This window comes from Microcoleus sp. CZ3-B2 (assembly GCF_036705055.1).
Taxonomy (GTDB): Bacteria; Cyanobacteriota; Cyanobacteriia; order Cyanobacteriales; family Microcoleaceae; genus Microcoleus.
On record NZ_JAUBTN010000045.1, the window covers coordinates 25649 to 47305 of the forward strand.

Below are 21657 nucleotides of genomic sequence, written 5' to 3' on the forward strand. Positions count from 1 at the left end.
CTGCGGGCGATCGGATTAAAGAAGGCCGCTCGACAACAATAAAATTGGTTTGTAGTGAGGACTTGCATTCCTCACTACAAACCTTGATTGTAGGTGATTGACCGGACACAACAAATAACAAATAACAAATAACAAATAACAAATAACAAATGCTATGTGTAACTGTCCAGTGTGCGGTGCCCAATACACAGAAGCAAAAGCCGAGTTTTGCTCGATTTGCGGCTGGGATTTGACTCCCTACCCGCAACGCCCTAAGCCTTCCAAAACTTATTTAAAACAAGAACAAGTTAGATTGCAGTGGGCAAAAAAAATGTGGGAATCGGCCCGCAATCAACAAAATTGGTCAGCCAAATTTGACGAGTTGCAACAAGAATTGCAGCAAGGTGCGATCGCCCGCACCTACATTCAATCTCAGTTAGAATGGGTTCTGTACCGCCTCGAACAACTAAACCCCGAATTCATAGCCGACACTTTACTCCGACTCGAAGAAAAAATTGGCGCGATACCTGACCAAACTCCGGCTATCTCTGAAGTGGGGATGGATTACCGACAACTCAAAAAGCTGTTAGAAACCGGAAAATGGCGCAAAGCTGACGAACACACTTGGGAAATCTTGCTGCAAATTGCTGTCAGGGAAGATGAAGGCTGGCTGAGTGCAGCCGATATTGACGGGTTTCCTCTTACAGACCTTCGCACGATCGACCAACTTTGGCAACAATACAGCAGCGGGCGGTTCGGATTGACCGTACAGCATCAGATTTGGGAAAGTGTTGGGGGGAAATATACAGAATTGTGCGATCGAGTCGGCTGGCGAGTCAAGGAAAATTGGAAATATTACAGCGAACTCTCGTGGGGCGAAAACGCCCCTGCCGGACATCTCCCCGTCACCGCATGGAGACAGCGCGCTTGTTACGGCGCGGGCACACTCACCGCAGCCGAAAACTTTGCCCGCATTGTCGGGAGAATGGCTGCGGGCGATCGATAATTATCAAAAATTAAAAAACTCAAAATTGACAGGAAGCTGCTATAATCAAAACGGTTCAGCAACTGGGGCTGTGGCTCAGATGGATAGAGCAAGCGCCTCCTGAAGAATCGGGCACCCTGCGAGGAAACTCTGGGAGTGAATGTGGTCAAACTCAAGGAAGCCTAAGTCTGACGGCAGATAAGGTAATCTTGAGCCAAGCTTTATCTAAATTTAGGTAAAGAAGGTGCAGAGACTGGCTTTAGGAAGTAAAACACAATAAAACCTCCTAAACATACGGCCACCACCTAAAGGCTGCAAGCCTATGGTGAAGGAATAGTCCGGAGAGTGGGGAAACTCACACAAATCTGAAGCGCTAGGTCGCCGGTTCGAACCCGGCCAGTCCCGTTCAAAAATCCATAACCGCTAACAACACAAGGGTAAAGCCTCGTTTTGCCCTTTTGTTGTGCGTATCCGCTAACCAATTCACCTGACGGGGCGACCCGTACAAGCTATAGATTCAATTATTCAATCTAAAATCGCCACTTCCAGACCCAACACAAGCCATAGATTCAATTATTCAATCTAAAATCTAAAATCTAAAATCTAAAATCCCCTGACCCTTTTTTAAATTCTTAATTTTTAATTCCTGTTAGTGGGCTGTACGTGCGGTATTTTTTGTTATGGTTCCTTTGTCAGCTATGCAAAATTTTTATAGGTTTAGATGTGGTTAAGAATCAATTCAAACACGCGGCGTTACAAGCGTTTGAGGACTTCATGCAGTTTTTGGTTCCTCGTCGGGCTGGTGATAGCGTGTTGGTTTGGCTATCTCCAGCTTAAAAGCGAATTTCTGAAACCCCAAGCTTTGCTAGTTCTAGGTGGGGCTACGGAGCGAGAGGTGTTTGCGGCAAAATTTGCTCAGAAGCATCCTCAATTGCCAATTTGGGTGTCTTCTGGCAGCAATCCAGAGTTCGCCGAATGGGTATTTTCAGAAGCGGGCATTAAGTCCGATCGCCTGCACCTAGACTACAGAGCGGTGGATACGGTAACAAATTTTACCACGCTGGTAGATGAATTGAAAGCTAGAGGGATTGAGAGCGTCTATCTGATTACTTCTGACGATCATATGCGGCGAGCCGAGATTATCGGCGAAATCGTGCTCGGCAGTAGAGGCATTAGTTTTAAGCCTGTAGCAGTTCCATCTGGGCGAACCCCCGAACCGGTAGAAAAAGCTGTTCGCGACGGCGCTAGAGCCATTCTTTGGCTGACAACGGGTTATACCGGTGCTAACTTCAGCCAAGCCAGAATTGAATAAATTACTCTGGGATGCACGGGTAGCCAGAAACCGAGTTTTCTCACCACAATATTTGTTTAAAACCTTCAATAATAGTCAAACAACCCCGGTTTCTTGACTCCGATGCGTAAGTTTTTCAAACAAACGTCAGGATTGAGCAAGCTTTAAATCTTTTTACACTTGTCTCCTCTAGCGTAATTTAACAAACCACGAAAACGCTAATGAAAAATGTGCAATCAGAGCTGAAAAAAACAGAAAAAATCAGAAGAAAAAAAACAGAAAACAGAAATATAGCGGTTCTCAAGCGTTGTGAGGTATGCCCTATGCCCTATACGGAGGCCTATGTCCTATCCCGGATAGTACCTGATATTTCTGAGAAATACTATAGTAGTTTAAAATTAGTAGATGAACTTCAATCGCCAAAGTTAATGACTGACATAATTATGCCGCAATTTTTGGAGCAAATTTTGAGTAACAGCAAGACTGCGGATGCTGTTTTTTCAGCTTTGCTGCCGGCCTTAGGTGAAGTGTTAAATTGCGATCGCGTTTTTCTTTATCTCCGCAATCCTGAAACTCAAACAGGTAAAGCAGCTTACTGTTGGTGTCGCAACTCGAACTATCCCGATGTTACCACTGTCGAATGGAAAAAAGAACCGGAATCTTTAGGGGAAAAAGACCCTTTGTTTGCAGCAGCCTTGCGAGCTGAACAGTCGATTTTTGTTGAGGATGTCGAAACAGCAAATCCTGAAGTTGTCAACAAAGATTTTGAAGCAAAAGAGTTCGGACATCGTGCTTTGATTCACGCTCATCTTTGTGTTGATGGCTGGTTGTGGGGGGTTTTACAGCCTTGTATTTTCGATCGCCCCAGAGTTTGGACTGACTTTGACCGCCAAGTTATTGCAGCAGTTACAGAAAAAATTTCGCCCTTGGCTGTTGCTTTTGTTAAGGGCGCGCAACCGACATAAAATAGGTTTGTAGTGTGGAATGCGAGTCCGCTAAAAAGAAAAAACTGAAGTCCGAACGATCGAACCTGCAAGCACATCAGCGGCCCAAATCGTGCATCGCATTAATCTCCCTTGCACATCTTTGAGTCAGCGCTTCCAACTCCTCGCGATCCGACGAACCGGGCGCCTCAATTACTTTACCAATTCGTATAGTTAACGGCACCGGTTGCGGTACTAGCAAACCTTTGATGGAAATCGCATGAGTTCCCCACAAACTAACAGGTAACAGCGGGGCTTTAGCCTTAGCAGCTATCAGCGCCGCACCTAATTTCGGTTCAGTAATTCGGCCGTCTGGCGTGCGACTTCCCTGCAAAAATACACCAGTCGCCCAGCCATTGTCCAAAGAGTTGATAGCCGATCGAATTGCACTGCGATCGGCACTTTTCCGGTTGACTGGATAAGCACCGTAAAGCGTAATTGCCTGCTTCAAAATAGGAACTTTAAATAATTCTTCCTTCGCCATAAATGCGACAGGCCGCCTCATGCAATTAGACAAAATTGGCGGGTCAAAATCGCTGGCGTGATTGCTGACTACTACCAGCGGCCCTTCTGCGGGAACGTTTTCGGCACCGTAGATGCGGCCCCGAAAGTAAAGGTGCAGCATGGGGCTGACTATTGACCACTTGAATAAATAGTAGAGAAGTAAACTTTCGACTGGTTCGCGACTTTTGCTCACGGAAAACCTGAGATTTTAAATTACATCGAATATTAGCCTATCAGTTCAGCAATCAAAATTGAACAGTATTTTGAGGTTTTTAGGGTGCTGGTGGCGCACCAGTGGTATCAACTCAAGCCAAAATATCCCGGTTCTCTGCGGTTGGAAGCCGCGTCTACACAAACAAAACCCACTCCAAGGGGTTAGCAACGTAGATTTTCAATTGATATTTTCGAGCCTTGTCGATCGCCCGTACCGGCTTTGCACAACAAGCCGCAGTAAAATTTGCCTGTTGTGCTATTTATTTTTCGTCACTTTTCGGGCCAACGAACTCAATTTTAGAGCCTGCGACTTAATTAAACGTTAACAATCGATTAAGCGGGTACATCTGCAAAACTGCTCACATTTACCAAGTCTAGATCCGGACAAGTCCGTTTGATCAAACCTGTGAGAACTTTGCCGGGGCCAATTTCCAATACGCGATCGATTCCTTGTTGCGGCAATTGCAGCGAAATTTCTCGCCAGCGCACGCCTTTAGTCATCTGCTGGTTCAACCGCTGCTTTAAAGTCGCCGCGCTGGTAGTCGCTGTCGGTTCTGAGTTCGAGAGCACCAGCATTTTAGCATCCGAAAATCTTGCCGCTTTTAAGGCTTGTTGAAACTCTGACGCCACTGATGCCATCAGCGGAGAGTGAAACGCACCAGAAACATTCAATTTAACGGCGCGTTTGACTTTGATTTTGGCAAGCAAATCTTCTACTGCTTCTGGAGTTCCAGAAATCACAACTTGTGCTTCGCTGTTGTCGTTGGCGAGTACCACGTCTTGGCTGTATTGAATTTGCAGTTCTAGTTGCTGCCTGTCAAACCCGATCAAAGCCACCATTTTGCCACCGGAGGCTGTGTCCATGAGTTCGGCGCGACGTTTGACCAAGCGCAATCCCGTTTCAAAGTCAAACACGCCTGCTGCGTAGAGGGCAACGTATTCTCCTAAACTGTGACCTGCCACCACTGCAGGCCGATCGCTCTTTTCTCGCACTAAGTCTGCCAAAATGCTTTCTATTACGTACAAGCAAGGCTGAGTGTAGAGAGTGCGAGATAGTTTTGCTTCTTCTTTTTGGCAAACTTCTGGGACAGACCAGCCTAAAATTTCTTTGGCTAGCTCAAATTTGGCTTTGGCTGTTGGCAAGTTTAATAAATCTGCACCCATCCCGATCGCCTGGGAACCTTGTCCGGGAAATACCCATGCTGTTTTAGTCATTTTTCCGGTAATCTGCTAATTGGTGGTTGCTAAGAAAGTGATTCCAAAAATTCTTTGTTTCCCGCTTTTAATTTCGCTTGCTGGTATCCGCTATCTTTCGGTTCACGAACTATCTACTAGCGACTCACAATTATAACATATAACTGCGCTTTTTACTCGGTTTATATTTTTTTGCTACTTTAGTTCAGATCGATCGCCCTAGCGTAATTTTCCACCTGCGACGAGGGGAAAGTCGAACCCAAAATAGAGGATTTTCAATGGCAGCATACACTTTTCCAGAATTCCTGTCGGAGAATGTACGGCTTTGTGCGCGCATTACCCTATTTATCACCTGTTAAAAAGGTAAATAATTTTTATTTTTCAATCGTCGCACTCCCGAAAATCACGCTTGGCAAGTTGAAATCTGCCAAAATTATACCAGATCCCTAAAAAAATGAAACCGCCGGCCCGCGATCCCAACCCATAGTTCATCAGTAATTCCCCAATCTCAAATCAAAAATCTAAAACTCGTACCCTCCCTAAGCCGAAGTATCTAAAATCGTACTACCTTCCCCATTGAAAAATCCCCGCCCCCCACGTCAAACCAGCACCAAAACCAGCAGCAGCAATAGTCTCGCCTGCTTTAACTTTACCCTGACGCACGGCTTCGTCTAAGGCAATCGGAATTGAAGCGGCTGAGGTATTGCCGTAATTTGCCAAATTGCTGATGACTTTTTCCGGGGGAATTTTCAGCCTTTGAGCAACTGCATCGAGAATCCGCTGATTGGCTTGGTGCAACAGCAGCCAGTCTATTTCTGCCGCGCTGACATTGGCCCGAAACATAGCTTTTTCTATGACTTCTGGCACTTTTTTCACCGCAAAACGATAGATTTCTTGACCGTTCATTGTGATGGGCCCAAACCCGCCTACTCCGATATTCACGCCTTCAATTAATTCTTTTGATTCGGCTTTGAAAGCCAAATTGAGAGACGCATTTTGCGTGCCGTCGCTGCGAATTTCAAATCCCAAAAAGCGATCGACTTCGGAAGCTTGCAATACCACCGCACCTGCACCGTCTCCAAATAGAATGCAAGTACCCCGATCCGACCAATTCACCCAGCGAGATAAAATATCTGCTCCAATTAGCAAAACGTTTTGATAAACCCCTGTCCGAATGAACTGCGAGGCTGTCACTAAACCAAAAACAAAGCCTGAACAAGCTGCTGTCAGATCGAAGGCCACAGCTTTTGTTGCGCCTAACTGATATTGAATTTTGCCTGCACTGCCAAACAAATCGTCCGGACTTGAGGTGGCCAAAATAATCAAATCGATATCTGCGGGCGAAATTTCTGCCATTTCTATCGCCCTTCGGGATGCTTCGGTTGCCAAATCGCACAAAGAAGTGCGATCGTCCGCCAGCCTGCGCGATCGAATACCCGTTCGCGCCGCAATCCACTCGTCAGAAGTTTCTACTATCTGACTCAAGCCGTTATTATCAAGGGAAACCTGCGGTGTACAAGAACCGCTCCCCGTGACGGCAATACCGAACCCTGATTGCTGCAACATTCCTCTCCATTTACTCGCTATTCAGTTCAAAGATTAAAAATTAAAAATTAAAAATTACAAATTAAACTTCTTTTTTAAACTACTGAAATTACTTTTTTAGCGAGCAAAACAGATTGTTTAATTTGACATTTTTAATTTTTAATTTCTACTTACTGCCTCTAATTGACAGCTTCTTGTTCCAGAGCGGTTTCGCGATTTTCAGAGCGAATTCGTTCCAGCACTTGGTTGTCAATAGCCTCTTTCGCCAAACGAATGGCATTAAAAATCGAGGCAGCTTGAGACGAACCGTGGCTGATAATGCAAACTCCAGCAACGCCCAACAGCAAACCGCCGCCGTGTTCAACGTGGTCTACCCGCTGCTTGAACCCCTTGAGGCTTTCTTGCAGGAGGGGAGCACTAATTTGATTTTTGAGTCCGGCTGCCAATTCTTCCTTAAGCACTTGCACCACGACTTCGCCCACCGCTTCGGCAAACTTCAACAACACGTTGCCTACAAACCCGTCGCAGACAATCACGTCGAACTTCCCCGACAGCACGTCGCGGCCTTCGGCATTGCCTACAAAAGGAATGTGAGGATTGTCCACCAATAATTGATGGGTGCGTACCGCCGCGTCGTTACCTTTAGAGGGTTCTTCGCCAATATTGAGCAGACCGATTTTTGGTTCGGCTACGCCCAGGACGCACTGGCTGTAAATAGTTCCCATCAGAGCAAACTGCTCCAAAAATTTGGGGCGGCAGTCCACGTTAGCGCCAACATCGAGAATGAGCACGGAGCTGCCCGATACCATTGTCGGCAAAACCGCACCGATCGCAGGGCGATCGATTCCGGGGAGCCGCCCCAACCTCAGCAGGGCCGCAGCCATCGCCGCGCCGGAGTGACCTGCGGACACCACAGCATCAGCTTGCTGCTGCTTTACCAAGTTCATGGCTACGTTAATCGAAGCCTTGGGTTTGCGTTTGAGGGCACTTAAAGGTTCTTCGTGCATTTCTACCGTTCCTTCAGAAGGAACGATTTCTAGCTGACCTTTGCAGACGCGGCCGATTGCGTCTTGAAGACGTAGCGACTCTTCTATTTGCTGCGGGTCGCCCACCAGCAAAATCTCGACGCCTAATTCTTCCTGTGCCTTAAGCGCTCCAGCTACAACTTCGGCGGGGGCATGATCCCCACCCATAGCGTCTATTGCAATTCTTGCGCGTGTCGATCCCATTGACCAATGTTTGAGAAACATTAAAAATTTTACCAGGAAGTCAGTCGATTTTAGATTTTAGATTTTAGATTTTAGATTTTAGATTGACTTGCAGTATTGAATCTGGGTGGAGGAACTAGGCTTTAAAATTTTGGGAGCATTCACTTCAGCAGTCGGGCGCAGGGTATCGGTTTTTTGCGGATCTGGAGTCTGAATCCAGAAAAGCGAATAAATCACTAAAATCTGCTCGCGCCCGATCGGACAATTGTCATTACCTACTACTCTGAGAGAGCTTGTTTTGTCCCTACTTTACTTTTTTGACTGCAAATTGAAAAACTCAACCGAATAGTTGACTGTGCGCCCCGCCGAAAAACGGATACTTGCTTCCACTCGTGGTGAGCCGCCCACAATTTTATACTCTTGTTCAATCTCCCAGATTGAATGCTGGAGCGTAAATCTAAAATCTAAAATCGACTGACTGACTTAGGAGTAAAAAATGCTGGATTTATTTAGCTCGGGAATCATGTCTCTGTGGCTGGACATGGCTGGGGTACGCAGTGCCGCGCCCAACGCCGTGTCGGTGCTGGCTTGGCGGGGAGGGATTCCCGGGTTAGTGGTAGCCGAAGAGCTGGCTTTTGGGAAAATAGATGCGGCCAATCCAGACTTGCCCGCAGAAGCTGCCGTGCAGGAATATTTAAAAGATTTGAAGGCGAAGCATCTCATCGACGGAAATCAGGGAATTTGGGTGCAAGCGGGAATGCTGCCGCTGGTAAGTCAGCAGGGGACGGTGCTGATGCCTGGGGCTTCCCTGACAAAGATTGCGACTTCTCTGGCTTCCCTAGAAACTTGGGGCGCGGATCATCAGTTTGAAACGCGGTTTTGGGGAACGGGGCCCATTAGGAATGGGGTGTTGCAGGGGGATTTGGTGATCGCTGGCGGGGGCGATCCGCTGTTTGTGTGGGAGGAGGCGATCGCCGTGGGTAATGCTCTCAATCAAATGGGTATCGATCGCGTGGCGGGAAATTTGGTCGTAACTGGCAATTTTCCCATGAACTACCAGTCCGATCCTCTGGTTGCGGGGGAGGGTATGCGACAGGCTCTAGATAGTCGCAGTTGGTCGCCAGACCTGCTGGCAATGTATTCTAAGATGGCTCCGGGCACCCGAAAGCCGCAAGTAACGATCGCCGGCAGCCCGATCGCTCAAAAAATTCCCGCTTCCGGGCGTTTGCTGTTGAAGCGCCGATCGCTTCCTTTAGCCGAAATTCTCAAGCAGATGAACGTCCACAGCGACAATGAAATTGCCCAAATGCTGGCCGACAATTTGGGCGGGGCAAAAGTTGTTCAGCAACAAGCGACTTGGGCTGCTGGGGTGCCACAGGCGGAACTTCAATTAATTAACGGTTCGGGCTTGGGAGTCGAAAATCAAATGTCTCCAAGGGCGGCTTGCGCGATGATGCAGGCGATCGGGCGCAACCTTCAGACTACAGGGCTGACGATTGCTGACTTGTTTCCGGTGTCTGGGCGCGATAAAGGAACTCTAGAACACCGACACATTCCGCGATCGGCTGTGGTGAAAACTGGTACTTTGAACACGGTGATTGCTTTGGCTGGAGCCATACCCACGCGCGATCGGGGCTTAGTTTGGTTTGCAATTATCAATCGCGGCACCGATTGGGACTCTTTGAGAGAGCAGCAAGATATATTTTTGCAAAAGCTGGTGCAGCAGTGGGGAACAGCATCGGCCCTCCCGCTAGCAATTACACCGCACATTGACGGCGCTAGACCGGCCTTGGGGGCAGCAAATCGCAGCGATATTTTGCTCGGAGGTTGAAGAAGTCCTTAGTCCTTAGTCCGTAGTCCTTAGTCCGTAGTCCTTAGTCCGTAGTCAGTAGTCCTTAGTCCTTAGTCCGTAGTCAGTAGTCAGTAGGTAGGGGCGGTGCCAAGAGTGCCAACCCTCTTAACAGTTAACAGTCAACAGTCAACAGTCAACAGTCAGCAGTCAACAGTCAGCAGTCAGCAGTCAACAGTCAACAGTCAACAGTCAACAGTCAACAGTCAACAGTCAACAGTCAACAGTCAACAGTCAACAGTCAGCAGTCAACAGTCAACAGTTGCTGTGAATGCCCCAGAGCATAATGTGAGATTTCTGGCCTGGAGTATGTCACAATTGAGCCAGGACTATTGTGCAAGAAGATGATCAAACTGCGATTGAAAAGATACGGGAAAAAACGCGAGACCAGCTACCGGATTGTAGCGATGAACAGTTCTACCCGCCGCGACGGCCGTCCCCTAGAAGAACTCGGCTTCTACAACCCCAGAAATAACGAAACCAGGCTGGATGTTCCAGCGATTGTCAAGCGCCTCCAACAAGGCGCTCAGCCAACTGACACCGTGCGTGACATCCTGAGAAAAGCTAATGTATTTGAACAAGTCGGAGCCGGAGCCAACGTTGAGTCCAGCAGCACAACAGCAGTCAGCTAGCCCTAACTATGCTGGACTGATACAGTTTTTAATTGCACCTTTTCTGGAGTCGCCGGACTCTTTGCGGGTTGATTGCGAACTGCACCCCCGCCAATCTCGCGTCTGGGTAAGGCTCGCTTTTGAAGATCCTGACAAGGGGCGGGTTTATGGTAGGGGCGGACGCAATATTCAGGCAATTAGAACTACCCTCGAAGCGGTGGCGCAAACTGTGGGTCAGTCGCTCTACTTAGACGTATACGATAGCGAAGGAGGCGATCGAGGCTCCGGGCCGCCCAGGGGCGATCGCGGTATGCGCGATCGAGGAGATTTCCGACCCCGAACTTCGCCTCCCTCGCCGACTCCCTTACCTAGCAGAGCTCCGAGAGAACAACCTCGCCGTACTAACACACCTACGTTTAGAACGAGCAGAAATACTCCCGGTTATTAACTGCAAAATCCAAAAACAATTTTAGGTTTTAGATTGCCTGTTGTAGGCTTGGTATTACAAGCCCCCTGTGATTTTAGATTGCCGATTTTGCGATCGGACACAAATCTAAAATTTTCAATCTCAAATCTCAGCAGCATCAGGTAAATCTAAAATCTAAAACTTGTTCGCGAGCGAAGTCGAAGAATCTACAATCTAAAATCTCAAGTTGTGTGACTTCAAAGAAGGGAGATTTGATTTGTGCCGCAAGCACCAAACTCATTCATTTAAACAGAAAAGACGCCTTAGATACTAGGTAAAACTTAGTACCTGGCGTCTTTTTGTTCGCAAAAGCCAGCTAATTTAACCATCGATAGTTAAATTTTCTAGCAACCGTTAAATCTGGCGCGAACGTAAATAATATCAAATCTGTTAGCATCAGAATAGTAAATTCAGGCGTTGACTGTTAACAGTTAACAGTTAACATCATGAGGTGTGCAACCTGAATTGATATAACCTCACGAATCACAACTATAATCGTTACAGATAAATGGTTTGATTCCCATAGATAACTGTTTGCTGTTTGCTGTTTGCTGTGTGCTGTTTGTTATCCACTGCTACAATTGCTTATTTGGAGGAGCTCATGCTGGCATGACTGAAAAACTAACCATTGAGTTGCCGAACACTCAAAGCGCTATCTCGCTGGCCGGCAATCAAGAAGAAAACTTGAAAATTATCTCTAAGCAAACCGGCGCTAACCTGGTAATGCGAGGGCAAGAACTGCTGATTTCTGGCACAAAAACTCAAGTAGAATTGTGTCATCAATTAGTGCGATCGCTCTCTGACTTCTGGAAAGCGGGCAAAACCATTACCGGAGTAGAAATCCAAACAGCGCGCCAAGCTTTGGATAGCAACCGCCAAGAAGATTTACAAAACTTGCAGCGAGACGTGCTCGCCAAAACCCGCCGCGGCGAAGAAATCAGAGCCAAAACCTTCAAGCAGCGCCAGTACGTCCAAGCAGTACGCACCCACGACCTGACATTTTGCATCGGCCCGGCGGGTACTGGCAAAACATTTCTAGCAGCTATTTTCGCCGTACAAGCGCTATTAAGCAAGCAGTACGAACGGCTGATTTTAACCAGGCCAGCCGTAGAAGCTGGCGAAAAATTAGGATTTTTGCCCGGAGATTTGCAGCAAAAAGTCGATCCCTACTTGCGTCCGCTTTACGATGCCTTGCAAGAAATGATCGAACCCGACAAAATGGCCGATTTAATGGAAAGAGGCCTGATCGAAGTAGCTCCTTTAGCTTATATGCGGGGGCGCACTCTCAGCAATGCTTTCGTCATTTTGGACGAAGCTCAAAATACGACTCCGGCTCAAATGAAAATGGTGTTGACTCGTCTCGGCTTTCGATCGAGAATGGTAGTCACCGGCGATCTAACTCAAACAGATTTGCCCGCACACCAACAGTCGGGATTGTCAGTTGCTCAAAATATTCTGGGAAACGTTGAAGGCATAGCTTTCTGCGAATTCACTCAAGCAGACGTGGTGAGACACCCGTTAGTACAGCGGATTGTCGCTGCTTACGAAATGTACGAAAAATGAATGAAGGAAGAAGGAAGAAGGAATAAGAAAGAAGGAAGAAGAAAGAATTATCCTTTTTTATCTAATTAATTTTCCTGCTTTCCAACTAACCTTTGCTTCTTTTCGATTTAATCCAAAATCCAAAATCCAAAATCCCAAAGTGATATGACTGCGACTCTTAAAGAATTCTTAGAAGCTTGCGAAAAATTGGGGACACTGCGTTTAATCGTGACTAGCAGCGCGGCAGTGCTGGAAGTGCGCGGTTCAATACACAAGCTGTTTTACGCAGAGTTGCCCAAGGGTAAGTATGCAAATATGCACGCCGAAATTTTTGAATTTCACTTGAATATGGACAAAATCAAACAAGTAAAATTTGAGACTGGCGAGGCAAAAAGAGGCAATTTCACCACCTATGCAATTCGTTTTTTAGACGAACAAAATGAGGCTGCTTTGAGCGCATTTTTGCAGTGGGGAAAGCCGGGAGAATATGAACCGGGACAAGTAGAAAATTGGCACGAATTGAAAGAACAATACGGTGAAGTTTGGGAGCCAGCACCGGTTGAAACACTTTAAAGCTAAACAACAATAAAAAAGGTTCGATCGTTCGGACTTTAGTCTGCAAAACAGCCCAAAACTCCTGACTAAAAAAGGTTCATAGTGAGGAATTTAGTTCGCAAAAATTAGGACTAAACTCCTCACTAAGAACCTTTTTGATTAATAGATACAATTAGCTGTTTGAATATCATTTAGTATGAAATTAATTTGGGGTTTTTGTTTGGTTTGCGCGTTAATTTTGTGGGGTGGCGGGGCGCAGGCGGGAGTTTTGGGCGATCGCATTTCCACTTTTCCCAATTGGGAAAGCAAACCTACTATTGCTGCAGCCAAGGGAGATTTAGTGTATCCAGACTGGATGGCTGGCGAGTGGAATATTGCTAGCACTTTAGTAGATTTAGCCGCTCCTTTAGCGCCAAATATTGTGACGCCCGGATTTGAAAGCAACCGCCAGTATTTGCAGCAGCCGGTATTATTTAAAGTGCGATTTCAACCAGAAATAAATACTGGTTTTTTTTCTAATTATAAATCTAAGCTAGCTAAGAAGATTGTGGCCGATCGCGCTTTTAACGGTTTGAACATCGCCAAAGCCTATTTAGGCGACGGCGGCGTACTTTCGGTGAAAGTCGATCCGAACAATCCCAACCGCCAGATTACCATACTCAAAGGCGATCGCCAACTAATCTCGATTGTTACCAGTCGCGGCACCCAAACATCGAATCCCGATGAGTTTGTGTCTGCAGAAATTTCTCAGCAAGTATTTCGGGGAGAGACGGATATTTATTTAAACGAGGTAGAAACAACAACGGCTTATCGAGTAGTTGGAAGCGCGGAAAATCGCGATTCTACGAGTAAAAGAATCGAGGCGGATCAGGTGACAGCGATTTATTTGTCGCCGCAAGACCCGGATTATTTTGCTGCTGGGGGGCATCCTGTGGCTTTGTACCGATATCGGTTGGAGTTATTGCCGGCAGAATAAGCTAAATGGTTGTCAAAAATAGTTTCTATGTTGTTGATAATAGCGATTCCTTCATGACAACCATTCACTGAAATAGCCTCTCCCGGCAAGCTACGATCGTAAATGTTGCCGTTCCAAGCTATTGCCTCTCCTGTGTACAGTTTTATGCGCTTTCCATGAATTCCTTGACTTGTCAAGTAATCTTTGATATTGCTGCCGCACTCAACACATTCTAAATTTTCATAGTGAAATAGCTTTGATTTGCAGTATTTACTCAGCAGTAATTTCACTGATATCCCGCCAATGCCAACAAATTTATGACTTACGCGCGGGTGGCCAGAAACCGGGTTTTTGACGAAAATAATTCGCTGTAGCCAGCAGATTTGGTGAAAAACCCGGTTTCTTCGTCGCAGTGCGCCCAATCTAAAATTGATCTCAAAAAAATAAAAGGTGAAAAATTAATTTTTCACCTTCTAACTTGCGACTTTCTGACTTCCGGTTACGGAACAAACTTCTTGAAGGCCAGCGTCACGTTGTGGCCGCCAAATCCAAAGGAATTCGACAGCGCTACATCAACTTTTAGATCGCGACTTGTATGCGGAACATAGTCTAAATCGCACTCTGGATCGGGATTCTCCAGATTGATTGTCGGCGGAATTTTGTCATTGGCGATCGCCATTACCGCAGCCACCGCCTCAATTCCCCCAGAACCGCCCAAAAGATGGCCGGTCATTGACTTGGTAGAACTAATTGCTACTTTGTAAGCGCTTTCCCCCAAAACCTTCTTAATCGCCTTCGTTTCAGTAGAGTCGTTGGGAAGCGTACTCGTGCCGTGGGCGTTGATATAACTCACCATATCCGGTGTCAAACCAGCATCCTTGAGCGCTAAAGCGATCGCCCGCGAGGCACCCTCGCCCCCCGGTACTGGGGATGTCATGTGATACGCATCGCAGGTTAAACCGTAGCCGACGATTTCTGCGTAAATTCTCGCGCCACGCGCCAGAGCGTGTTCCATTTCTTCTAGAATCAGAATGCCAGCACCTTCGCCGACGACAAAACCATCACGATCGCGATCGAACGGACGGCAAGCATGAGTCGGGTCATCGTTGCGAGTCGAAAGCGCCCTCGCCGCCGCAAAACCCGCCACGCACAAAGGTGTCACCGCAGCTTCCGTACCACCGCAAATCATCGCTTGCGCGTAACCGCCCTGAACCATGCGAAACGCATCGCCCACGGCATTCGACCCAGCAGCGCAGGCTGTCACAGTGCAAGAGTTTGGACCTTTAGCACCCGTTTGAATCGCCGTCAGGCCCGCGGCCATATTCGCAATCATCATGGGAATCATAAACGGGCTGCACCGATCGGGGCCGCGAGTCAAATAGATCTCTTGCTGGTCTTCCAGAACCTTCAGCCCGCCAATGCCAGTGCCAAGAATGACACCCACCTGTTCTGCGTTCAGGTCGTTAATCTCAAACTTCGCATCAGCTAGAGCTTGTTTGCTCGCTGATACCCCAAATTGAGCAAAGCGATCCATCCGCTTTGCTTCCTTGCGCTCTAAATAGTCGTGTGGGTTAAAACCCTTCACCTCTCCAGCAATCCGGCAGTCGTGCCGCGACGCATCGAACAAAGTAATCGGGCCGATGCCATTTTTCCCGGCCAGCAACCCGTCCCAATATTCGGACAAGGTATTGCCGATCGGTGTAATCGCGCCGAGACCCGTGATAACAACGCGCTTACGCTCTAAATTTGTCATGATTTCAGTTTCAAAAAATTAAACACCCAGAACGCAGAACAAAAGAGGAGTTTTTAGTTTTTAAATTTCTCTCCTCTTAGGGGAAAAGACAGGTATTTTATGCTTTTGGAGCTGCAAGTTTGCTGCTGATGAAATCTACAGAAGCTTGAACCGTGGTAATTGCTTCGGCTGCTTCGTCGGGAATTTCAATATCAAACTCTTCTTCCAAAGCCATGACCAGCTCTACTGTATCTAGGGAATCTGCTCCTAAATCGTTAGCAAAGTTGGCTTCCGGCTTGACTTCGCTCGGATCGACTTCGAGTTGATCGGCCACAATTTTCTTGACTCTGGCAAAAATGTCGTCTTGACTCATAACATCCTGTCCTCATTGGTTGCTGCGTATCTAATCTTATCCGAAAGGGGGATCTGCAGGAAAAAGGGTTGCCGCTTTTCTAAGTGACCCTTTGTGTAGGGAGTGGGCCGCGGGCATTGGTAGCAACTTCAGGACTGTTGCGACTCCTCGAAACCGGGTTTTTCACCGAATCTGCGGTCTACAACGAAGTATTTTTCTCCGTCAAACCCGGTTTATGGGCCCAAAATCGTTTTTTTGGTCTTAGGTTCATCCGTCGCAAACAGCCCCTGGAACTCATCCAACCAGTTCTATATGATCGGTATGCATGGGCCTTATGCCAGCCATGTCAAGGTGCTACCGACATATTTACGCGATCCTAGCTGTTGGCGATCGATAATAAACAAGATTTATTGTTGATCGGGATTAAAAACAATCAGATTAAACGATCGTCTGAAACGAAATTTCAACCGTTTGAAGGCTTTCTTCACCACCTTGACAGGGCTAGCCTTGTTATGAATTCGCTAGATTAATGAGTTGCCATTGCAGCATCCAAGCGAAGTGCGATCGTCTCATCTTTTTCTAATCTCATCTTCCAACGCTTGCTTCTTTTTTTCTTTGCTAGCATGGGCTGAAGGTCTTGCCTTTTGGGAACCGACTGATTCTAATTCCTCTTTCTTTACACCAGGCTCGGTTTTCCGTTGTATGCACCAATATCTTTTGTCCATCTGCTCCCGGGCGTTGTTAGATATCGCCGCTATTCACGTGATGTTGATCTGCACGCTGGGGTTCTAATTTCCCAACCAGTTTCTATGGAATCTGGATTATTGGTCAGAGAAGGATACTTATCACTGTTTACTGACGCAATTTCTTGTGCTGAAGTATTGAAACGAGCAGCAATTTTACTTAGAGTATCACCTCGCTGAATTTTATACAAAGTATCTAGCTTACTAAGTGATTGTCTTACCTTCCACGCATTGACTAGATCGCCTTGTGAACGATAAATTTCCTCTGCTATATTATAATCTTTGACAGCCTCTACCTGATTGCCAAATAAGTAGCATTGAACGTCTCCTCGACTATAGTAAGTAGGAGCATACTGCTGATTTAATTGATATGCTTTTTGATATTCTGCCAGCGCAGCTTGTTTATCATTTTTTCTTCGATAAACATCACCACGTCCTACATAAGCAGGTGCATATTTAGGATCTTTTTGACGTGCATTGTTGAATTCCGTGAAAGCTTTATCAATCTCTCTAATTACAAGATATACCCTACCTTTACCAACATATGCAGGTGCATAAGAACTGTTAAAATCTAAAGCTCTATTAAAATCTTCAAGTGCTAAATTATATTCTTCAATATTAAAATAAGCATTAGCTCGATTTATCATAAACTCTACATCTCCTGGTTTTTGCTTGATTTTTTCTGTGAGATCAGAGATTATTTGCTTGTTTTGATATTCAATGAACTTAAAACTGTTATCCCAGCGCGATGATCGAGTTGGGTAAGTGCAAGTTAAAGCAGAAGGTTGCCACTGACCAGTCATACTCCAATGTTCAAAGGAACACCAAGTCTCAATACTTTTATCAACTAGAGAGGTTACTCCCGGTGAAAAATCCAGCCAAGGGCGGATAAACCAAAATGGTAAAGTAATCAATGGTGTCAAATATAGGCTTTTTTTACCTACGATCCACTTCCGTTTAAAGGCACTTCTTTCAAGACTTTGACAAGCTTCTTTTGTTTGCTCAATAACTCTTAGTAGTCCTCGAAGAAAATTCTCTATTTCCTGTAAAAAATCAGTAATACCATCACCAGACTTGTGTAAAAAAGGTTCAATCTTGTAGGAAAACCAAAATAGTCCATAAACAATTCTATACGCTAGCAAGAATATAAGCTGTAAAGCTCTGGCAATTAGCCAAGGAATCAAGCGTAATAATAAAAGTGGCAAGAAAAACATGAGAAGGGTTATAGTGACAAGTGCTTGCCACGGCATAGGCAAGTAGATTAGCCCCCCCCAAATGCTCCGCAAGATTAGGTGCAATAAGCTCATTACTCTAAAACCTAACTTTCTCTACATTTACAATTCATAGAAACTTATAACGAGTGTTCTAACTCGTCGGCACATCGTCAAAATTATCATCGTCATCGTCATCAGCTCGTGGTTGTAAGTCTTCGTTTGCTGCATTACCTTCCAAAGCAGCTTTTGGCGATTCGGTTAAACCCATTAATCGCCGTAAAACTCTTCTACCAGCTTCATCTAGTTGAGAGCCTTCGATTGCATCTTCTTCAATCATGATTTTTAGCAGATCCATATTGCTGCTTGATGCAAGTCGCTTTTGTTGATCGAGCCTATCAATAATACTGGCGATGTTTTCAGGATTTTGCGCTAGATAGGCAGCAAGTAGACTGGCTTCACCACCTCGTAGAAGTTTCTCATAATGCTCTTGATCCGCAGAAGAACGGATACGTTTTAATTTATCAAGCTCAATTTGGGCAATTTGGTCAGCTTGGGCAAGTCTAAATTGAGCCGCTTTGTCAGTTAATGATGCGGCTTCATTCAGTTCGGTTAGTGTTATTTGTTTGATAGTTCCGATCGCTGATGAGTCAATTTGCAATGAAGCTACCAGTTGAGGAACTCGCAATCCTAAGTCATCAAAGCAGCGTTCATCAACAACTCTTCGCCTCACACTTCTATTAATATCTTTTTCTGCCATCGCATTTTCTCGCAAATCATAATCACGAGAAATTTGTTTCATCTCATTAATGAGGCGTGCTTTTAAAACTGAAGCGACATCCTGTATCCCTGCCTTTACGATGATTTGTGCATCAGAAACAGAGCAGGTAATTTCTACTGTGGTTGGAAAGTCGAACCCAGAAGTTTTTGAAGGTAAGGAACAATCAATTTTTAGTACATATTCACTAACATCTATTTTGTATAAGAAATTATACCCCCCAAATTTAAATTTACTAAAAGAGATCGGTTTATCTGTGTGACTAATGACTAACAATTCACCGCCACTACGAGACAAGACGAGAACTGTATTGGGCGCAGGTACAGGAATCTCTTTAGTCAAAGACCAGCCTCGAACATCTTCTTGGCTTAAAATTGGATTGAATGTTTCTTGCATAGTTTCTCTCCTTTACTGTGTTAATCCTTTTTGTTGTAAAAATGCCAGCATTGTTACTGCATATGAATTTCCTCGATCTGCCCACCTCTTGAGATAACCCTTAAGGCGGAGCCGTTCTTTTGAATCTCCATGTTTCATAATCCTGGTGATAATTTTTCCAAGAGGTTGCCTTAGTTCAGGATTTTTTTCTACAAAAATAAACCAGAACTCTAGCTCTTTTATCACCAAAGAACGAGTCTGTTTAAGATTTAGAGAAGATCTGATAAGTGACGAAACAGTTTGTGAAATTTTTTCATCTGTCTTGGCTAGCCAAAATAGCGTTGGCAATTTTTGGTAAGTGAAATTATCTACTGAAGTCTCTGATGTTTTCATAATGCCCCAAGTAACAAAAGCAGCCATTTCATGAGACGATTCTTTTCTGTCATACCTTAGCCATGTCTCAAGATGTTTTAAGATAATCAATCGATTATCAGGAATAGATTCACTCATTTCAAAAAGCATAACTATGCCTTCTAAAATATCTGAAAAAAGACTAACATCATTTGATTTTATAATCTTCTGAAACTTCTCAAAAGCATCATCTGGAAATTTCAAACCAACGTAAAGACTATAAGCTTCTATGGATGTTCGTCTTAAGTTGGGCGAGTTCTTTAATGTACTCCAATGGGATAGTAGATTTCGTGCTTGTTGAGGAGAATTTTCATCATCGCCTAATGCAGTCATACTCAAAGATAATGCTGCTAACGAACGCTGTGAAGGGTTGTCAGCTTTTGCCCAGGGAATCAAAACCATTTCACGCACTCGGTCAAATCGATATTTGCAAGACTCACGGAGTGCATCAGCAAGATGAACTTTCGTTAGAGAACTTTGTGTTGTACCAAGTTCTACCAAACAACCAAGAATTATCTGCCAGTAATAGTCTTCTTCCTGCCAAATATATCTTAATAAAGCACCTTGAAAATTTGGGTCATTGAACAGGTAAATCTCAAATGAGTTGCGCCCAAACTCTGTATTTTCATGGCTATCTTCAGTATAAGCAAAGACTATCCTCAGTCGTTTTTTAAACCCTAGCATTTTAAATTTGAGGGTTTCATCATCTAGTTCTTGAGTATCTTTGCCTGATTCTGAACGCATTTTAGACTCTAGTTTCTCGCTCAGAGCGATAATAGATTTGCAATCACTTCCGTTCAAAAACGCCATCGCTATCATTAGAGAACGATGATGAATCCCTGGGTAATTCTCAAACCAACGCTCTACCCTTTCGGGCAAAGGTATTGCAGCATAATCAGAATCATCTAAAGTTGCAGGATCGCGATCGGAAGATCCCTCTGAATTACTCTTACTATAATTATATTGGCTACCACCAACAAACTGCCCACTACTGTTGTAAAAACTTCCATCGATATGTGTACCACCACTTTGGAAGTTAATAGTGCCTACTGAACCACCTTGTTTTATGAACTCGCTGACAAATCTTTTTGCAAAGTTTTGAAACTGCTGTTGAGATTCATCAACTTTATTCTCACCAGATGACTCTTTCTTTACAAATGATTGAAAGATTTTTTCACGCTCATCATCAGAAGGTTTTTCTTTTTTCTCAACATTTACAGGTTCCTGTTTGGGTTGCTCAGGGGATAGATTTTCCTTATTGGGATCGCCTGGAGGTGTGGCAATAGACATGGCACTTTAAAGAAATCCGGCAGGTATGAACATAGCAGTTAACTCAGCAGGGTTAGAAATTCTACTTATTACCTGCATTGTGTTGATCACCACCAAAAAAAGTTCCGCCACGATTGTCCAAGTCACCTCGAAGAGAAACCCCACCACTCTGGTGATTAACTGATTGATCTACTGCGCGATCATGTTCTGAACCTTTCTCTTGCATTAGCTTCAGCAACTCTTGACTCAGTTCTGGATTTCCTTCGAGAATATCTCTGATTTGACTAATTAACGCAAACTGCGAAATCTCATCTGGACGCTGTATTACATTAGTGACTGCCTCCTGGGCGGCTCCTTTCTTCTGAACTTGAGGGCTAAGTTTTGTCCAAACATTCTTAGCTTTGTCCCAACTGGATTTTCCTAGAGCTTTTACAGCGTCGGCACTAACCCCCTCAGCAACTTTCTCACCAATTTTTATGAGGAAGGGTAATGCAGGACATAGTAAGCTAACAAGGAGCTTTGCAAGTTCTGTAGCATCTGGCATATTAAGTTATCCTGGGTAGTTTAATGGTTAGCCTTCTGATTAGGCTGGTGTATCTACGTAATTTCCGGAAAATTTGACATAAACTCGTGAGGAGATCGTCAAGATAGGATATCTTACCTAACGATCTAAATAAAATGCAGATGATATAAGACAGCACAGAAGGTCATGAAAACTTAACTTTGGATGCAAACAAAGAGTTTCCAACTACTGCCCCATTGATAACCCTGAAGTCTAACTATGTAGGATCTCGTAGGTAGGGTGTAATTTATGCCTATGAAGATATTATGCACCTGTTTTTCTTTTTATGTCAAGCACTACTTAGTCTTATCGTCCTTCTGAATTTCCATGCAATACTCCGGACA

Annotated in this window: 21 protein-coding genes; 10 read left to right on the plus strand and 11 right to left on the minus strand. The window is 45.1% G+C overall.

Going from position 1 to position 21657, the window contains the following annotated elements:
• Positions 1-154: 154 nt before the first annotated feature.
• From QUA97_RS19190 to QUA97_RS19200, 3 genes are all read left to right on the plus strand, one after another.
• On the plus strand, positions 155-985 hold the full coding sequence (locus QUA97_RS19190) for a GUN4 domain-containing protein (RefSeq protein WP_333195583.1): 831 nt from the start codon (positions 155-157) through the stop codon (positions 983-985).
• Positions 986-1685: 700 nt separating this feature from the next.
• Entirely contained in the window at positions 1686-2276 is a 591-nt protein-coding gene (locus QUA97_RS19195; protein ID WP_194068159.1) for a YdcF family protein, read from the plus strand.
• 407 nt (positions 2277-2683) lie between these two features.
• On the plus strand, positions 2684-3220 hold the full coding sequence (locus QUA97_RS19200; protein ID WP_333195584.1) for a GAF domain-containing protein: 537 nt from the start codon (positions 2684-2686) through the stop codon (positions 3218-3220).
• A 76-nt stretch (positions 3221-3296) separates the two neighbouring features.
• On the opposite strand, the gene QUA97_RS19205 is transcribed toward QUA97_RS19200, so the two are convergent.
• From QUA97_RS19205 to plsX, 4 genes are all read right to left on the minus strand, one after another.
• Complete coding sequence (locus QUA97_RS19205; protein WP_194068161.1) at positions 3297-3935, minus strand: lysophospholipid acyltransferase family protein; 639 nt, start codon at positions 3933-3935, stop codon at positions 3297-3299.
• Positions 3936-4288: 353 nt separating this feature from the next.
• Complete coding sequence (gene fabD / locus QUA97_RS19210) at positions 4289-5170, minus strand: ACP S-malonyltransferase (RefSeq protein WP_194010200.1); 882 nt, start codon at positions 5168-5170, stop codon at positions 4289-4291.
• Positions 5171-5713: 543 nt separating this feature from the next.
• Entirely contained in the window at positions 5714-6715 is a 1002-nt protein-coding gene (locus tag QUA97_RS19215) for a beta-ketoacyl-ACP synthase 3 (RefSeq protein WP_194068162.1), read from the minus strand.
• A 158-nt stretch (positions 6716-6873) separates the two neighbouring features.
• The gene (plsX, locus tag QUA97_RS19220) at positions 6874-7923 is read right to left on the minus strand and encodes a phosphate acyltransferase PlsX (protein WP_194010202.1); all 1050 of its coding nucleotides are present in this window, start codon (positions 7921-7923) and stop codon (positions 6874-6876) included.
• A gap of 475 nt (positions 7924-8398) precedes the next feature.
• Here plsX and QUA97_RS19225 point away from each other — a divergent pair, with 475 nt between their 5' ends.
• The 7 genes from QUA97_RS19225 (at position 8399) to QUA97_RS19255 (ending at position 13901) form a co-directional block, all read left to right on the plus strand.
• The gene (locus QUA97_RS19225; protein ID WP_333195585.1) at positions 8399-9733 is read left to right on the plus strand and encodes a D-alanyl-D-alanine carboxypeptidase; all 1335 of its coding nucleotides are present in this window, start codon (positions 8399-8401) and stop codon (positions 9731-9733) included.
• A gap of 114 nt (positions 9734-9847) precedes the next feature.
• On the plus strand, positions 9848-10099 hold the full coding sequence (locus QUA97_RS19230; RefSeq protein WP_333195586.1) for a hypothetical protein: 252 nt from the start codon (positions 9848-9850) through the stop codon (positions 10097-10099).
• Complete coding sequence (gene rpsP, locus QUA97_RS19235) at positions 10096-10383, plus strand: 30S ribosomal protein S16 (RefSeq protein ID WP_194010205.1); 288 nt, start codon at positions 10096-10098, stop codon at positions 10381-10383. Before QUA97_RS19230 ends, rpsP begins: the two co-directional genes overlap by 4 nt.
• Positions 10319-10810 carry a KH domain-containing protein gene (locus QUA97_RS19240; protein WP_194010206.1) on the plus strand — a complete coding sequence of 164 codons (492 nt, stop codon included), beginning with the start codon at positions 10319-10321 and terminating at the stop codon, positions 10808-10810. The genes rpsP and QUA97_RS19240 overlap by 65 nt, the downstream gene beginning before the upstream one ends.
• A gap of 627 nt (positions 10811-11437) precedes the next feature.
• Positions 11438-12391 (plus strand): PhoH family protein, encoded by a 954-nt coding sequence (locus QUA97_RS19245; RefSeq protein ID WP_194010207.1) that lies wholly within the window; start codon positions 11438-11440, stop codon positions 12389-12391.
• A 144-nt stretch (positions 12392-12535) separates the two neighbouring features.
• Positions 12536-12943, plus strand: coding sequence for a ChuX/HutX family heme-like substrate-binding protein (locus QUA97_RS19250; RefSeq protein ID WP_333195587.1), 408 nt, complete (start codon positions 12536-12538; stop codon positions 12941-12943).
• A 178-nt stretch (positions 12944-13121) separates the two neighbouring features.
• A complete protein-coding gene (locus QUA97_RS19255; RefSeq protein WP_333195588.1) occupies positions 13122-13901 on the plus strand; it encodes a DUF6816 family protein in 780 nt (259 codons plus the stop codon).
• Here QUA97_RS19255 and QUA97_RS28340 read toward each other — a convergent pair.
• The 7 genes from QUA97_RS28340 to QUA97_RS19285 form a co-directional block, all read right to left on the minus strand.
• Positions 13832-14170 carry a papain fold toxin domain-containing protein gene (locus QUA97_RS28340; protein ID WP_339384862.1) on the minus strand — a complete coding sequence of 113 codons (339 nt, stop codon included), beginning with the start codon at positions 14168-14170 and terminating at the stop codon, positions 13832-13834. The two genes, QUA97_RS19255 and QUA97_RS28340, sit on opposite strands and share 70 nt — an antisense overlap.
• A 209-nt stretch (positions 14171-14379) precedes the next feature.
• On the minus strand, positions 14380-15633 hold the full coding sequence (gene fabF / locus QUA97_RS19260) for a beta-ketoacyl-ACP synthase II (protein WP_194068167.1): 1254 nt from the start codon (positions 15631-15633) through the stop codon (positions 14380-14382).
• 97 nt (positions 15634-15730) lie between these two features.
• A complete protein-coding gene (gene acpP / locus QUA97_RS19265) occupies positions 15731-15985 on the minus strand; it encodes an acyl carrier protein (RefSeq protein WP_194068168.1) in 255 nt (84 codons plus the stop codon).
• A gap of 733 nt (positions 15986-16718) precedes the next feature.
• Positions 16719-17957, minus strand: coding sequence for a LysM peptidoglycan-binding domain-containing protein (locus QUA97_RS19270; protein ID WP_333195589.1), 1239 nt, complete (start codon positions 17955-17957; stop codon positions 16719-16721).
• Between the two features lie 115 nt (positions 17958-18072).
• On the minus strand, positions 18073-19092 hold the full coding sequence (locus tag QUA97_RS19275) for a hypothetical protein (protein ID WP_333195590.1): 1020 nt from the start codon (positions 19090-19092) through the stop codon (positions 18073-18075).
• Between the two features lie 12 nt (positions 19093-19104).
• Complete coding sequence (locus tag QUA97_RS19280) at positions 19105-20772, minus strand: hypothetical protein (RefSeq protein WP_333195591.1); 1668 nt, start codon at positions 20770-20772, stop codon at positions 19105-19107.
• Between the two features lie 61 nt (positions 20773-20833).
• Complete coding sequence (locus QUA97_RS19285; RefSeq protein WP_333195592.1) at positions 20834-21295, minus strand: hypothetical protein; 462 nt, start codon at positions 21293-21295, stop codon at positions 20834-20836.
• Between the last annotated feature and the right edge of the window lie 362 nt (positions 21296-21657).

Coding starts and splice junctions, on each gene's coding strand:
- QUA97_RS19255 (WP_333195588.1), top strand. CDS start 13,122: ATGAAATTAATTTGGGGTTTTTGTTTGGTTTGCGCGTTAATTTTGTGG.
- fabF (WP_194068167.1), bottom strand. CDS start 15,633: ATGACAAATTTAGAGCGTAAGCGCGTTGTTATCACGGGTCTCGGCGCG.
- QUA97_RS19240 (WP_194010206.1), top strand. CDS start 10,319: ATGTATTTGAACAAGTCGGAGCCGGAGCCAACGTTGAGTCCAGCAGCA.
- QUA97_RS19275 (WP_333195590.1), bottom strand. CDS start 19,092: ATGCAAGAAACATTCAATCCAATTTTAAGCCAAGAAGATGTTCGAGGC.
- QUA97_RS19285 (WP_333195592.1), bottom strand. CDS start 21,295: ATGCCAGATGCTACAGAACTTGCAAAGCTCCTTGTTAGCTTACTATGT.
- QUA97_RS19195 (WP_194068159.1), top strand. CDS start 1,686: ATGTGGTTAAGAATCAATTCAAACACGCGGCGTTACAAGCGTTTGAGG.
- QUA97_RS19250 (WP_333195587.1), top strand. CDS start 12,536: ATGACTGCGACTCTTAAAGAATTCTTAGAAGCTTGCGAAAAATTGGGG.
- rpsP (WP_194010205.1), top strand. CDS start 10,096: ATGATCAAACTGCGATTGAAAAGATACGGGAAAAAACGCGAGACCAGC.
- QUA97_RS19270 (WP_333195589.1), bottom strand. CDS start 17,957: ATGCCGTGGCAAGCACTTGTCACTATAACCCTTCTCATGTTTTTCTTG.
- QUA97_RS19215 (WP_194068162.1), bottom strand. CDS start 6,715: ATGTTGCAGCAATCAGGGTTCGGTATTGCCGTCACGGGGAGCGGTTCT.
- QUA97_RS19225 (WP_333195585.1), top strand. CDS start 8,399: ATGCTGGATTTATTTAGCTCGGGAATCATGTCTCTGTGGCTGGACATG.
- QUA97_RS19280 (WP_333195591.1), bottom strand. CDS start 20,772: ATGTCTATTGCCACACCTCCAGGCGATCCCAATAAGGAAAATCTATCC.
- QUA97_RS19190 (WP_333195583.1), top strand. CDS start 155: ATGTGTAACTGTCCAGTGTGCGGTGCCCAATACACAGAAGCAAAAGCC.
- acpP (WP_194068168.1), bottom strand. CDS start 15,985: ATGAGTCAAGACGACATTTTTGCCAGAGTCAAGAAAATTGTGGCCGAT.
- QUA97_RS19245 (WP_194010207.1), top strand. CDS start 11,438: ATGACTGAAAAACTAACCATTGAGTTGCCGAACACTCAAAGCGCTATC.
- QUA97_RS19200 (WP_333195584.1), top strand. CDS start 2,684: ATGACTGACATAATTATGCCGCAATTTTTGGAGCAAATTTTGAGTAAC.
- fabD (WP_194010200.1), bottom strand. CDS start 5,170: ATGACTAAAACAGCATGGGTATTTCCCGGACAAGGTTCCCAGGCGATC.
- plsX (WP_194010202.1), bottom strand. CDS start 7,923: ATGGGATCGACACGCGCAAGAATTGCAATAGACGCTATGGGTGGGGAT.